Source organism: Enterocloster bolteae, assembly GCF_002234575.2.
In the GTDB taxonomy this organism is placed as follows: Bacteria; Bacillota; Clostridia; order Lachnospirales; family Lachnospiraceae; genus Enterocloster; species Enterocloster bolteae.
Map to the genome: position 1 here is coordinate 4,760,472 of NZ_CP022464.2, position 13,432 is coordinate 4,773,903.

A 13,432-nucleotide genomic window follows, 5' to 3' on the forward strand; every position below is an offset into this window, starting at 1 on the left:
ACATCTGTCAGCCACCGGTCAACATTTTCGTACATTGTACACAAGCATACACCAATAAAAGCATTCCGTCAATACAAAATTTTCTTATATTGTCAAAAGATATACTTATGCCTTTTTCTATCTGTCTCTATCACAGCTTATACATCTCCGCCGGCAAGCAGCTCCCTTACAAGCTGGTTCACCATGGACGGATCCGCCTTTCCCTTCATCGCCTTCATGGTCTGGCCCACCAGAAATCCCATGGCCTTTTCCCTGCCGTTCCTGTAATCCTCAACAGACTGCGGATTGGCAGCCATGACCGCCTTTACGGTGTCCCGCAGGGCACCCTCATCCTTCACCACCTTAAGGCCATTTTCCTCCACATATGCCTCAGGGTCCGCATTGTGCCTGAATATCTCTTCAAACACGGTTTTGGCAACCGTCCTGTTGATGATGTTGTTTTCCACCATGCGGATAAGGGCAGCCAGATGGGAGGGGGAGAACTCCATGTCCTCCGGCTCCATCTCCTGTTCCTTCATCAAACGCATGGCTTCCACCATAAGCCAGTTGGATGCCTCCTTGGGCCGGCCGCTCAAGCGGGTGGTCTCCTCAAAGATGTCCGCCATGTGCTTGGAACTGGTGAGAAGCCTGGCATCATACTCAGGAAGCCCGTATTCCTCCTTGTACCTGGCTATTTTCTCCGTGCGCAGCTCCGGCTGGCGGGCCTTAACCCTGGCAATCCACTCATCGCTTATGACCACCGGCACCAGATCCGGATCAGGGAAATACCTGTAATCCTGGGCATCCTCCTTGGATCGCATGGCCTTGGAGCTCTCCTTGTTGTCATCCCAGCGCCGCGTCTCCTGGATTACCTGCCTGCCCTCTTCCAGCAGCTCAATCTGACGCCTGCGCTCCCCCTCTATGGCTCTGGCAATGGCCTTAAAGGAGTTCAGGTTCTTCATCTCGGTCCTGGTGCCAAACTCAGGGGCCCCCGCCTCTCTCACGGACAGGTTCACGTCCGCTCTCATGGATCCCTCCTGAAGCTTGCAGTCAGAGGCGCCCAGGTACTGGATAATCAGCCTCAGCTTCTCCAGGTAGGCTATGACTTCCTCGGCGCTGCGCATATCAGGCTCCGACACAATCTCAATCAGAGGGACTCCGCTGCGGTTGTAATCCACCAGGGAACAGTCCTCCCACTCATCATGAATCAGCTTGCCCGCATCCTCCTCCATGTGGATTTCATGGATTCCCACGCGTTTCTTAAGGCCGGACTCCGTCTCTATGTCCACCCAGCCGTCCCGGCAGACAGGCAGGTACAGCTGGGATATCTGGTAGTTCTGCGGATTATCCGGATAAAAATAGTTCTTTCTGTCAAATTTGCAGTACTGGTTAATCCGGCAGTTGGCTGCCAGCCCCACAGCCAGCGCATACTCCACCACCTGCTTATTTAACACAGGCAGGGAGCCCGGCATGCCGGTGCAGACAGGGCAGGTATGGGTATTGGGCGCTCCCCCGAACCGGGTGGAACAGCCGCAGAAAATCTTGGTTTTGGTGGCCAGCTCCACATGGACCTCCAGGCCGATAACGGTCTCATACTGTTTACTCATGGCTCCTCCTCTCTGCCCTCCCGGTCAAGGCGCCGGACGGCTCCTTGGCCTTCCCGGCAGCCAAAAGAGACAGCTTCCACTCCCGTGTTTTCTCGTAAGCATAGGCGGCCCGGATGATATTTTTTTCCTTAAAACAGTCGCCTATGAGCTGCAGTCCAATGGGAAGTCCCTTTGAATCCAGGCCGCAGGGAAGGCTGATTCCGGGAAGACCGGCCAGGTTCACGGAAATGGTATAGATATCCCCCAGATACATCTTAAGAGGATCCCCCAGGGACTGGCCTAACCGCGGGGCTGTTGACGGCGCTGCCGGCGCCAGTATGACGTCATAGGACGCAAATGCACGGTCAAATTCCTTTTTAATCAGTGCCTTTGTGCGGAGAGCCTTCAGATAATATGCGTCATAGTAGCCGGAACTCAGCACAAAGGATCCCAGCATGATGCGTCGCTTCACCTCCGGTCCGAATCCAAGGGACCGGCTCTTTTTGTACATGCTGTGAAGCCCCTCGTATTCCGGCGCCCGGTAGCCGTACTTTACACCGTCAAACCGGGACAGGTTGGAGCTGGCCTCCGCAGAAGCAATGACATAATAGGCAGGTATGGCATACTCTGCCAGCTTAAGGTCAAAGGTCTCCACAATGGCCCCCTTTTCCCCCAGCACCCTAGCTGCTTCCAGCACAGCGTCCTTCACCTCCTGGTCCAGCCCCTGCCCAAAGTAGGATTCCGGTATGCCGATGCGCATTCCTCTGACATCCTCTGACAGGGCTGAGGTGAAATCACAATCCCTCCGCTCCATGGATGTGCTGTCCTTGGGGTCATGGGAGGCCAGGACCTCCAAAACAGCGGCGCAGTCCGACACGTCCTTTGCCACAGGCCCTATCTGGTCCAGGGATGAACCATAGGCAATAAGCCCATATCTGGACACGGTCCCGTAGGTGGGCTTGATGCCCGTGACGCCGCAGAAGGAGCTGGGCTGGCGTATGGAACCGCCTGTATCAGACCCCAGGGCATAAAAGCACTCCCCGGCAGCCACCGCCGCGCAGGAACCGCCGGAGGATCCCCCCGGCACATGTTCCAGATTCCACGGATTCCTAGTAACACCAAAGGCGGAGGTCTCCGTGGTGCTTCCCATGGCAAATTCATCCATGTTGGTCTTTCCCAGGATAACGGCTCCTGCCTGCTCCAGATTGGAAACTGCCTGGGCCGTGTAGGTGGGAATGAAATTTCCCAGTATCCTGGAACTGCAGGTGGTCCGCATTCCCTTTGTACACATGTTGTCCTTGATGGCCACCGGTACTCCGGCCAGGGGGCCTTTCAACCTTCCCGCCTCAATGTCTGCCTGGACCTTCCCGGCCTGTTCCATGGTCTTTTCTTCATTTACGGTTACAAAGGCGTGGACAGATGGCTCCATGGCCTTTATCCTAGCCAGAGATGCTTCTGCTGCCTGGACCGCAGTGATATCCCCTGACTGAATTCTTCTTCCCAGCTCCAGGGCTGTCATATCTGATATGCTCATGTTCCCATTCCTCCTATCCTACGGTCTTAGGCACTTTGAATGCTCCGTCCTTTTGCTGGGGGGCGTTGGAGAGAATCTGGTCCCTCTGGTCCGTGCCTGTGACCACATCCTCCCGGAACACGTTATGCACCGGAAATACGTGGGACATAGGCTCCACGCCCTGTGTGTCCAGTTCATTTAACTTATCTATATAATCCAGCATCCTTCCCATGTCCTTCTTCGCTTCCTCCTTTTCCTCCGGGGAAAGTTCCAGCTTTGCCAGGATGCCTACATACTCGATTGTCTCGTCACTTATGATATTTGCCATGATTTCCTGCTCCTCTCAGTCATTTTCCTGTCCCTATGGCTCCAGCCTGGTCACATCCCTTGGGAACAGTGACGCCTCCCTGACATTCTGTTCATCCAGAAGCCTCATGGTAAGGCGTTCCAGTCCAATGCCCAGGCCGCCGTGGGGCGGCATGCCGTATTTGAAAATCATAAGATAGGAAGCAATGTCCTCCGGATCCATGCCCCGCTTCTCCATCTTGGCTGTGATTTCCCTGTAATCGTGAATCCGCTGTCCGCCGGTGGTCACCTCCAGCCCCCGAAACAAAAGGTCAAAACTCAGAGTGAATCTGGGGTCTGCCGGGTCGTCCATGGCATAGAAGGGCCGTTTTTTGGAAGGGTAATGTGTGACGAACACAAAATCGCTTCCGTACTCTTCCTGGAAATACCGTCCTATGAGCAGCTCCTCCTCCGGCTCCAAATCGTAGGGGTTGCGTATCTTCCTGTCATATTTTCTTGAAACAAGTTCCTTTGCCTGGTCAAACCGGACCGCTGGAATCCGTCCCACCTCCGGCAGGGTCACACCCAGCATATCCAGCTCCTTCTTATAATCCTGCTCCAGAAGTTTCATGACATACTGGAGCATTCCCGTCTCCATATCCATCACGTCCCGGAAGCTGTCGATATACCCCATCTCGAAATCCAGGCTGGTGTATTCGTTGAGATGCCGGGTGGTATTATGTTTTTCAGCCCGGAACACAGGCGCTGCCTCAAACACCCTGTCATATACGCCCACCATGGTCTGTTTGTAAAACTGGGGACTCTGTCCCAGCTCTGCCTTCTTATTAAAATATTCCAGTTTAAATACGTTGGAGCCGCCTTCTGCTCCCCTGGCCACGATTTTAGGAGTGCGTATCTCCGTAAAATCCCTGCTTAAAAGATAATCCCTAAATCCCCTTACAATGCCTTCCTGAATCTTGAATTTGGCCCGCTCCCGCACGTTTCGCAGGGAGATGGGGCGCAGGGAAAGCTTTGTCTCCAGGGATGTGTTCAGCTTCCATTTGCTGACCGCAAGAGGCAGGGGCTCTGCAGGCCGGGACAGCACCCGGATTTCCTTTAACCGTATCTCAAAACCCTGGGGCGCCCGTTCCTCGGCCTTTACAACACCCATTACCTCCACGGCGCTCTCTTCCTTCAACTCCCTGATGTCAAAATCCGTAATCCCGGCCTCATATACACACTGCACCAGCCCCCGGGACTTGCGCAGGATGACGAAGGCCACCTCGCCCATATGGCGTATGGTATGAACAGCCCCGTTCATCCGTATTTCCTTGCCCTCATATTCCCCTTCAAGCACTTCCCTGATATCCAGGACCCTCTTCTCCTTAACTCCGTTCACAAATTCCATGGCACTCTCTCCTCGCTATGAGCACTTGACATCTGTCTTTTAGATGTCTAGTGCAAACTGGATTTCGGTTCCGGTTGATTTTCTTTTCCATGGACATAAGCCGGCTGTCTGGTCCACAAATAAAAAAACGCCCCGGAACACAGTAACTGCATTCCGGGACGGGATTCAATTCAGACATTTCCCGCGGTACCACCCGCATTGAGACCTGGTCCCGCAGCAGACTGCCCTGCGCTTCCAGCTCCCCTCTCTATGTACGTAACGTGTACAACGGATATACCTACTATCAGCCGTGTCCTGGCCGCTTCGATATACCAGCTCCAGAGTGTTCCCTTAGCCCAGTCCTGCCCGGCGGCGCTCTCAGTCGGTGACGCCCCCTTCCTGTCACATTTCTCAGGCCAGAGTCTCTTTCATTGCTGTTGATTATTTATTTACTAAAATAGTACATCACTGAATCAAAGTCAAGGGCAAATATTTTTCCGGGATGAATTTTAGATAATTTCACAATAAACATGTCCATGTCTGAATATTTATTGTAACAATTGAAACTGTCTGCCGTCATCCCATAAAGCGGATGGAAAGCAGGTCCCGGCATGTCATATTTTTACTCCGCTCTGCATAGACTGCAATATGGAAACTACTATACATATAAAGGAGCTCATGATGTTATCCATCCATGATTTTCATTATTCCTCCGATGCACCCTATCCACCCATCAAAGCAGAGTCCGGGAATCCGGCCTATGCAAGGGTGATGTTGGACAACATAGGCGGGAGCAATTCAGAAATGTCCGCCATATCCCTCTATGTCTTCAACCAACTGATTACCGGATACAATCCCGATGTCAGCGCTGTATTCCACAAGGTCAGCATTGTGGAAATGCACCATCTGGAAATATTTGGCAAGCTGGCCCAGCAGCTGGGAGAGGAGCCGCGGCTGTGGACTCAGCACGGATGTAAGAAGATATACTGGTCCCCCAGCTACAACCAGTATCCCGGAGAGCTGCGGACCCTGATGCGCAATGTTATCGACGGAGAAAAGGCAGCCATCAGCAAGTACCAGCACCAGATTTCCTACATACGGGATGAAAATATCACCGAAAACTTAAGGCGCATTATCCTGGATGAACGGCTGCATGTGGAAATTTTTGAAAAGGTTTACGGAGCGTATTGTTCCTGACCGCCCTTAAGCATGGCGTATATTGGTAAACTCCGATATCTCCCTGCTGACCGTGCATAAATCATCCGCATCCATGTCGTGAATGTTGTCATGCCCTGTAATCCTGGCAAATGTCTTTATCTCCTCCAGGGATACCCTGAGGAAATTAGCCACTCTCTGCGCGGCCGCGTCCTCCTTGAAGCGGCTGCGCAGTTTCTCGTCCTGGGTTGCCACTCCCACAGGACACATTCCGGTGCCGCATATGCGGTACTGCTGGCAGGCGGCTGCCATCAAAGCTGCAGAAGCAATAGCCACCGCGTCCGCTCCCATAGCCAGCGCCTTTGCAAAATCAGAGGATACCCGCAGGCCGCCCGTTATCACCAGCTGGGCCCCGCAGCCTGCCTGGTCCAGGTATTTCCTGGCCCTGTAAAGGGCGTAAATCGTGGGTACGCTGGTGGAATCCCTGATAATCTTGGGGCTGGCTCCGGTTGCCCCTCCCCTGCCGTCTATGGTAATAAAGTCAGGTCCGGCATAGACGCAGAATTCCAAGTCCTTCTCAATTCTTCCCGCTGCAATCTTTATGCCGATGGGCCGTCCGCCGGATACGAGGCGCAGCCTGTCCACCAGGGCCTTCAAATCCTCTTTGGTGTCAATGCCCGGAAAGCGCGACGGACTGATGACATCCTGTCCCAAGGGTTTATTCCTTATGGCCGCGATCTCCGGCGTGACCTTGCCTCCGGGCAGATGGCCTCCCATGCCTGGCTTTGTGCCCTGCCCGATTTTTATTTCAATGGCGTCTGCTTCCCTCAGGTTCTCGTCTGTCACACTGTACTGGTTTGGAACATATTCAAATATATACTTGTAGGCCGCCGCCTTCTCCTCCGGCAGTATGCCGCCCTCGCCGGAGCACATGGCTGTGCGGGCCATGGCGCTTCCCCTGGACAGCGCTGTCTTTGTTTCCCTGGAAAGTGCTCCAAAGGACATGTGGGAAATATAAACCGGATGGTCCAGCACCATGGGCTTGGCCGCATGTTTTCCTATAATGGTTTCTGTTTTTACCGGAGCATGTTCATCAAGCGGCATGGGGTTCAGCTGGGCCCCCAGAAACAGGATGTCATCCCAGCCCGGCATGGGCATCTGGGTTCCCATGGCTGCAATGATGGACTGTCCCTTTACAGCCATCTCATGAATTTCGTCCATATAGCGGGCATCGGTCTGTGTCCTGGCATACTCAGGATCATAGGCAGCAGCCTCCCCTGTACTGCCGCCGCAGTCCTGGCATGTTTCCCGGGTTCCGTCTTTTTTAACGGGCTTCTCCTTTTCTCTGTCCGGAGCCTTGGCGCCGGCCCCTCCATCCTCTGCCTTCACCAGCTTATCGGCTGTGACCATGCACACGGGACAGACTTTTAAATCAGATACAGGAACTCCCTCCTTCTCCTCATCATAAATTGAACCACAGAATCTGCAACGGTATACTGCCATTATGTTTCCCCCTTCTCTAAATTATTGTCAATAATAGTAATTATTACTATTTTAAATATAGCACAAACAACCCGCAATGTCCAGCGTTTTATGCCCCTATATGTCATTGACTTACCATAATAAGTAATGTTACAATATCTTTTATGCACAAACGAGAAAGGAAGTCGCACTACATGTCACAAGAAAACAAAATGGGCGTTATGCCCATTAATAAGCTGCTTATATCCATGTCCCTGCCCATGATTATCTCCATGCTGGTGCAGGCCCTGTACAACATCGTGGACAGCGTGTTTGTATCCATGATAAACCAGGCTGCCCTGACTGCGGTGTCCATGGCATTTCCCATCCAGAACCTGCTGATTGCAGTATCCGCCGGAACCTGTGTGGGCGTCAACGCCCTGCTGTCCCGTTCCCTGGGAGAAAAAAATTCAAAGGCGGCCAATCTGGCTGCTGCCAACGGCCTGTTTTTGGCCTTCTTAAGCTTCCTGGCCTTTGCAGTATTCGGCCTGTTCGGATCCAGGCTGTTCTTTGAAAGCCAGACAAACAACCCGGTCATCATTGAATACGGCGTACAATATCTCCAGATTGTCTGCATTTTCTGCTTCGGGCTTTTTGGGGAAATGATGTTCGAGCGGATTCTCCAGTCCACGGGCCAGACCTTTTACTGTATGATTACACAGGGCACCGGGGCCATCATCAATATTATACTGGACCCCATTCTTATCTTCGGCCTGTTTGGAGTGCCGAAAATGGGAATCCAGGGAGCTGCCGCAGCCACTGTATTCGGCCAGATTGTGGCCATGTTCCTGGCCCTCATCCTGAACCACTCCAAAAACAAGGAGGTGCGGATTAATTTCCGTTCGTTCACCCCTAACTGGAGAACTATTTCCATTATCTACCAGGTAGGCGTTCCCTCGATTATCATGCAGTCCATCAGCTCTGTCATGACCTTTGGGATGAATAAAATCCTGATTGGTTTTTCCGAGACAGCCGTAGCCGTATTCGGAGTATATTTCAAGCTTCAAAGCTTTATCTTCATGCCTATATTCGGACTGAACAACGGCATGATACCCATTGTGGCCTACAACTACGGGGCCCGCAGTAAAAAGCGCATCATGGAAACGGTCTGGCTGAGCATCGGCATTGCAGTGGGCATCATGCTCATCGGACTGATGGTGTTCCACCTTATGACGCCCCAGCTGCTCATGCTCTTCCAGGCAGACGAGGAGATGCTGGCCATCGGCGTTCCCGCCCTGCGGATTATCAGCCTCAGCTTCCTGTTCGCAGGATACTGCATCATCGTGGGATCCGTGTTCCAGGCCCTGGGCAACGGCGTATACAGCCTGATTATATCCGTGGCCAGACAGCTTGTATGTATCCTCCCCCTGGCCTGGTTTTTTGCCCGGACCTTTGGACTGCATGCAGTGTGGCTCTCCCTGCCTCTGGCTGAAATCACCTCTGTGGTGCTCAGCTCCATCCTGTTCCGCAAGATTTATCTGGATAAGATAAAGCCCCTGGGACAGGCGGCTGCCTGACGGATGCCGGCTGCTGATTTATGTTTGGCTCACCCATATACGAAACGGGCTGTCCGGGAACAGATTATATTCCCGAACAGCCCGTTTGCCGTCCTGATCTTACTGCCTACTCTGCCGCATAATTCAATCTCACCGTAATATTGGCAGTCTTATACCGGGAGCTGGTGTCCAGGTACCCGTCGTAGCTGTAGGATTCCGACCCGGAATTCTTTGCCGTAATCTGGAACACGCCCAGAGTGGCGCTTAACAGCTTTCCCGCCTTTGCCCCTGAACCGGCAGACATAATGTCAATGCGCTCCTTTGCATTGGCAGTGGCCTTCTCAATCAGGTCCAGCTTCACCTCGTCCAGCTTGGTATAATAATACTCCGGCAGCTCAGACTCGAACTCCACCCCTGATTCGATCAGCTTAGTGATATCCCTGGAGATATTCTCCACCTTGTCAATATCATAGGATGAAACCGTCAGACTCTGGGTCAGGTCATATCCGTCCGGCTCATCTCCCAGGTACTTGCCCTCCTCATCGTATCTGGATGTATAGGTCTGGGAAATATTCACGGAACTGAATATCATCTCGTCATCCGCCACCTGGTTTTCCTCCAGATACTGTCTCACCAGTTCCGCATCCTTCTTTATGATGGCGTAGGCATCCCTGGGCGTATCGCCGTGGACAGAAAAGCTGCCTCTCCACACAATCAAATCCGACTCAAAATCACAGCTGGCAGAACCGGTTGCCGTGATTCCGCTTCCCCCGCCGCTCTTCTTATAATCCACCAGTCCGCCTGTAAAGATGCTGACGCAGATAATGGCGCTGAGTGCCGCGATGACTGCGATAATCACAGACCTGCCCTGAGCCATGAAGCCTGTCTTTTCTTTTTTCTCCTTGTTCTCTTCCAATCTCTCACAAACCTCCTTTTATATACATGTTCCTGCAAACCTGCACGCCCGGCGCAGGATGTGGTGGTTTTAGTATAGCATGTAAAAGGAGGAAGAGACCTGACGGCTTTCTTAATATTTACGGTCAAAATAGCAGGAAGCAGAAAACAGGCGCTGTATCACTCCCCTATCAGGACATCCAGCCGTTTCAGGGCTTCTATGTATATCACCATGGCATTGGTAAGGTTTTCAATCTTCACACACTCATCCGGCTGGTGACCACCGCCGTGGCCCGGAGGGCAGGGCTTTTTCTGTCCTCTGATGCCCGGCCCAAAGGCGACCGCGTTAGGCAGTTTCCTGGCATAGGTGCCGCCGCCCATGGAATAAGCCTTTGTCTCTGTCCCCAGCACCTGGCGGCACAGGGCGGTCAGCTCTTTTACCACCGGGCTTTCCGGATCAATGACACAGGGCGGGTTATCCCGGCTCCAGTCCAGAATCCATCCGTACTTTCCGGCTTGTGCGCTCATCTGCTTTACCAGTGCTTCCGCGCCGGCAGTCACCGGATAACGGATATTAAAGTTCTGGATGAACCGTCCTCTCTCTGTCCTGGCCATGCCTCCCACCAGGGTAAGTCTGCCGGACAGCCCATCCTCAAAGGCAATGCCCATACCTTCCCCGTAATAATCAGCAAATCCCTGGTCCAGGAACCGGAAGCAGGCTTGTTCCTCCTCTGTCAGGAAGGGGGCTTTGGCCAGCATATGGGCCAGCTTCACCGCCGCGCTGTCAGAACCCTCGGGAAAGGCGGCATGTGCTGTTTTTCCGGCAGCCTTTATAACGATCTGGCTGCCTCCCTCTACGGTAAAATCCTGGGGGTTATCAAGGCTGTCCACATAATCCCGGACCGCATCGCAGCTTGTCCGGCTCAGCCATACCCGTGCCTCTGCCGGAACCGCATTGGACGCCACTCCGGCCGAAAAACCGGTCACATGGCCCTCCGGTATGGCACATGAAAATTCCCCTTCCAGGATTCCCTTTTCCCCGTAACACACTGGAAATGAGGCATCCGGAGTAAAGGAAAATTCCGGCGCAGGATAATGGGAGGTATAGTACTCAATGTCCTCCATCCCCCGCTCTTCACTGCATCCCAGATACAGCCGTATGGTGTGTTCCAGCGGGACTTCCTGTTCTTTCAGATATTTCATGCTGTAGAGCGCGGCAGCGGCAGGCCCCTTATTGTCCGCGCTTCCCCGACCGTACAGCCAACCGTCCTTTATCACAGGTTTGTAGGGCTCTGTCGTCCATCCGTTTCCCTCATGCACCACATCCAGATGGACAAAAATGCCTATTTCCTGTCCTGTCCGGCCCGGCATGAGAATACTTCCGCATCGGTAATCATGGTTTTCCGTCTCAAAGCCCATTTGCTTCCCTATCTCCAAAGCTTTGTCCAATACCATGGCGCAGCCCTCCCCGTAGGGATGCTCCCTTGTTCCCGGTTCGCTGACACTGCGTATTTTCATGAGCTCCATGGCAGTATCCAGCATATTTTCTCTCTGGGACAATACCCATTCTTTTACATCCATATCCTTATTTTCCTCTATTCATAGCAGTTCAGACGGCACATCATCCTGCCGTCTGAATTTCTGCCTTTATTCATCATACAGATGACAGGCCACAAAATGCCTGTCCCCCACATCCTTTAATTCCGGCACCTGAACACGGCATTTTTCCGTTGCATACCGGCATCTGGTGTGGAACCTGCAGCCCTGGGGCGGGTTAAAGGGGCTCGGCACATCCCCCTCCAGGTGGATTTTGTTGTACTCAATATCCATATCCGGAATCGGGATAGCCGAGAGAAGGGCCTGGGTGTAGGGATGTTTTGCGTCTTCATACAGCGCCTTCTTGTCTGCTATTTCCATCACATTTCCCAGATACATGACCATGATCCGGTCACAGATATACCGCACCACGCTCAGGTCATGGGAAATGAACAGGTAGGTCAGGTCCAGCTCCTTCTGAAGATCCATCATCAGGTTTAACACCTGGGCCCGGACCGATACGTCCAGGGCTGATACAGGCTCATCGCACACCACGAATCTTGGGTTGAGCACCAGGGCCCTGGCAATAACGATTCTCTGCCGCTGGCCGCCGGAGAACTCATGGGGATAGCGGTTCATGAATTCCAGCGGAAGCCCCACCTTATCCATAATTTCAATCACCCTGGCTTCCTTTTCCTCCTTTGAACCCATGGCAAATACATCCAGCGGGGCGCAAATCAGCTCCTTGACCGTCATACGCGGATTCAGCGAGGAATAGGGGTCCTGAAATATAATCTGGAGCTCCCTGCGCATCTGGCGCATCTCTTCTCTGCCGTATTCCGCCAGATTCTTTCCCCTGTAAACCACCTGTCCCTCCGTGGGTTCATGAAGGCGCAGTATGGTCCTGCCCAGGGTGGACTTGCCGCAGCCCGACTCCCCCACCACGCCCAGGGTTTCCCCGTACTCCATGGAAAAGCTGACTCCGTCCAGGGCCTTTACCGCCCGCGGTTCCCTGCCCCTGCGCTTCTTGCCGGAGAAAAAGTATTTTTTTAAATTTCTGACTTCCAGAATTGTCTCGTTGCCGCTCATACCTTTTCCTCCTTAAGATTCTCATACTTCCAGCAGCTCACCTTGTGGCCGTCATCCGTGATATACACCGGCGGCTGATGCTCCCTGCATTTGTCCATGGCCTGGAGGCACCGGGCGCAGAACCTGCATCCCTTTGGCATCCTGTCCAGGGACGGCACCGTACCGTCAATGGAAAACAGGCGGTCCAAATCCTTGTCAAGGCGGGGGATGGAGGCCAGAAGGCCCTGTGTATAAGGATGCATGGCCTCCTTGAATATCTGTCTGGCGCTTCCGTACTCCATGACCTTGCCCGCGTACATGACCATGATGTAGTCAGCCATCTCAGCCACCACTCCCATATCATGGGTGATAAGGATAATGGAAGCATTGATGTTCTTCTTCAGCTCCACCATCAGGTCGATAATCTGGGCCTGGATGGTTACGTCCAGCGCCGTGGTGGGCTCATCCGCTATCAGTAGGGATGGACTGCAGGACAATGCCATGGCAATCATAACCCTCTGCCTCATTCCCCCTGACAGCTGATGGGGGAATTCCTTCAGCCTCTGCTCAGGAGAAGAGACACCAACCTTTGTAAGGATATCCAGGGCCTGCTTTTTTATCTCGTCCTTTGAAAGACTGCTGTGTACGGAAATGGTTTCCTCCAGCTGCCTTCCTATGGTGAGCACAGGATTTAAGGATGTCATGGAGTCCTGGAATATCATGGAAATCTCCCTGCCTCTTATCCGGCACATTTCCTTATTCCCTTTTTTGGCAATATCCTCGCCCTTATAAAGGATTTCACCGCCTGCCACAGAACCCACTGCATGGGGAAGCAGCTGCAGGATGGACAGGGAGGTGACGCTCTTGCCGCAGCCGGACTCCCCTACAATACCCAGGGTATCGCCCTGGTTTACGGAAAAGCTCACATCGTCCACAGCAGTCACGGTCCCCCTCTTGGTCCTGAACTGTGTCTTTAAATGTTTAACCTCTAATAATGGCTGTGCCATATTCT

The 13,432-nt window shown here is 53.0% G+C and carries 11 protein-coding genes; 2 read left to right on the plus strand and 9 right to left on the minus strand.

Annotated features, from left to right (window positions below):
* Window positions 1-137: 137 nt before the first annotated feature.
* From gatB to aspS, 4 genes are read right to left on the minus strand one after another with little or no spacing between them, the layout of a single operon-like run.
* Window positions 138-1,586 carry an Asp-tRNA(Asn)/Glu-tRNA(Gln) amidotransferase subunit GatB gene (gene gatB, locus CGC65_RS22035; RefSeq protein ID WP_002568481.1) on the minus strand — a complete coding sequence of 483 codons (1,449 nt, stop codon included), beginning with the start codon at window positions 1,584-1,586 and terminating at the stop codon, window positions 138-140.
* The gene (gene gatA / locus CGC65_RS22040; protein ID WP_002568482.1) at window positions 1,579-3,099 is read right to left on the minus strand and encodes an Asp-tRNA(Asn)/Glu-tRNA(Gln) amidotransferase subunit GatA; all 1,521 of its coding nucleotides are present in this window, start codon (window positions 3,097-3,099) and stop codon (window positions 1,579-1,581) included. The genes gatB and gatA overlap by 8 nt, the downstream gene beginning before the upstream one ends.
* 13 nt (window positions 3,100-3,112) lie before the next feature.
* A complete protein-coding gene (gene gatC, locus CGC65_RS22045; protein ID WP_002568483.1) occupies window positions 3,113-3,406 on the minus strand; it encodes an Asp-tRNA(Asn)/Glu-tRNA(Gln) amidotransferase subunit GatC in 294 nt (97 codons plus the stop codon).
* A 33-nt stretch (window positions 3,407-3,439) separates the two neighbouring features.
* Entirely contained in the window at window positions 3,440-4,771 is a 1,332-nt protein-coding gene (gene aspS / locus CGC65_RS22050) for an aspartate--tRNA(Asn) ligase (RefSeq protein ID WP_002568484.1), read from the minus strand.
* 660 nt (window positions 4,772-5,431) lie between these two features.
* On the opposite strand from aspS, the gene CGC65_RS22055 reads away from it, so the two are divergent.
* On the plus strand, window positions 5,432-5,947 hold the full coding sequence (locus CGC65_RS22055) for a ferritin-like domain-containing protein (RefSeq protein ID WP_002568486.1): 516 nt from the start codon (window positions 5,432-5,434) through the stop codon (window positions 5,945-5,947).
* A gap of 6 nt (window positions 5,948-5,953) precedes the next feature.
* On the opposite strand, the gene CGC65_RS22060 is transcribed toward CGC65_RS22055, so the two are convergent.
* Window positions 5,954-7,408: a glutamate synthase-related protein gene (locus CGC65_RS22060; RefSeq protein ID WP_002568487.1), complete on the minus strand. Its 1,455-nt coding sequence runs from the start codon at window positions 7,406-7,408 to the stop codon at window positions 5,954-5,956.
* A gap of 173 nt (window positions 7,409-7,581) precedes the next feature.
* Here CGC65_RS22060 and CGC65_RS22065 point away from each other — a divergent pair, with 173 nt between their 5' ends.
* Window positions 7,582-8,943, plus strand: coding sequence for an MATE family efflux transporter (locus CGC65_RS22065; protein WP_002568488.1), 1,362 nt, complete (start codon window positions 7,582-7,584; stop codon window positions 8,941-8,943).
* Between the two features lie 106 nt (window positions 8,944-9,049).
* Here the strand turns inward: CGC65_RS22065 and CGC65_RS22070 are convergent, their stop codons facing one another.
* The 4 genes from CGC65_RS22070 to CGC65_RS22085 form a co-directional block, all read right to left on the minus strand.
* Complete coding sequence (locus CGC65_RS22070; protein ID WP_002568489.1) at window positions 9,050-9,838, minus strand: SIMPL domain-containing protein; 789 nt, start codon at window positions 9,836-9,838, stop codon at window positions 9,050-9,052.
* A gap of 158 nt (window positions 9,839-9,996) precedes the next feature.
* On the minus strand, window positions 9,997-11,397 hold the full coding sequence (locus CGC65_RS22075) for a Sapep family Mn(2+)-dependent dipeptidase (RefSeq protein WP_002568490.1): 1,401 nt from the start codon (window positions 11,395-11,397) through the stop codon (window positions 9,997-9,999).
* 66 nt (window positions 11,398-11,463) lie between these two features.
* On the minus strand, window positions 11,464-12,441 hold the full coding sequence (locus tag CGC65_RS22080; protein WP_002568491.1) for an ABC transporter ATP-binding protein: 978 nt from the start codon (window positions 12,439-12,441) through the stop codon (window positions 11,464-11,466).
* Window positions 12,438-13,427: an ABC transporter ATP-binding protein gene (locus CGC65_RS22085; RefSeq protein ID WP_002568492.1), complete on the minus strand. Its 990-nt coding sequence runs from the start codon at window positions 13,425-13,427 to the stop codon at window positions 12,438-12,440. The genes CGC65_RS22080 and CGC65_RS22085 overlap by 4 nt, the downstream gene beginning before the upstream one ends.
* Window positions 13,428-13,432: the final 5 nt, after the last annotated feature.

Coding starts and splice junctions, on each gene's coding strand:
- gatB (WP_002568481.1), bottom strand. CDS start 1,586: ATGAGTAAACAGTATGAGACCGTTATCGGCCTGGAGGTCCATGTGGAG.
- gatA (WP_002568482.1), bottom strand. CDS start 3,099: ATGAGCATATCAGATATGACAGCCCTGGAGCTGGGAAGAAGAATTCAG.
- gatC (WP_002568483.1), bottom strand. CDS start 3,406: ATGGCAAATATCATAAGTGACGAGACAATCGAGTATGTAGGCATCCTG.
- aspS (WP_002568484.1), bottom strand. CDS start 4,771: ATGGAATTTGTGAACGGAGTTAAGGAGAAGAGGGTCCTGGATATCAGG.
- CGC65_RS22055 (WP_002568486.1), top strand. CDS start 5,432: ATGTTATCCATCCATGATTTTCATTATTCCTCCGATGCACCCTATCCA.
- CGC65_RS22060 (WP_002568487.1), bottom strand. CDS start 7,408: ATGGCAGTATACCGTTGCAGATTCTGTGGTTCAATTTATGATGAGGAG.
- CGC65_RS22065 (WP_002568488.1), top strand. CDS start 7,582: ATGTCACAAGAAAACAAAATGGGCGTTATGCCCATTAATAAGCTGCTT.
- CGC65_RS22075 (WP_002568490.1), bottom strand. CDS start 11,397: ATGGATGTAAAAGAATGGGTATTGTCCCAGAGAGAAAATATGCTGGAT.
- CGC65_RS22080 (WP_002568491.1), bottom strand. CDS start 12,441: ATGAGCGGCAACGAGACAATTCTGGAAGTCAGAAATTTAAAAAAATAC.
- CGC65_RS22085 (WP_002568492.1), bottom strand. CDS start 13,427: ATGGCACAGCCATTATTAGAGGTTAAACATTTAAAGACACAGTTCAGG.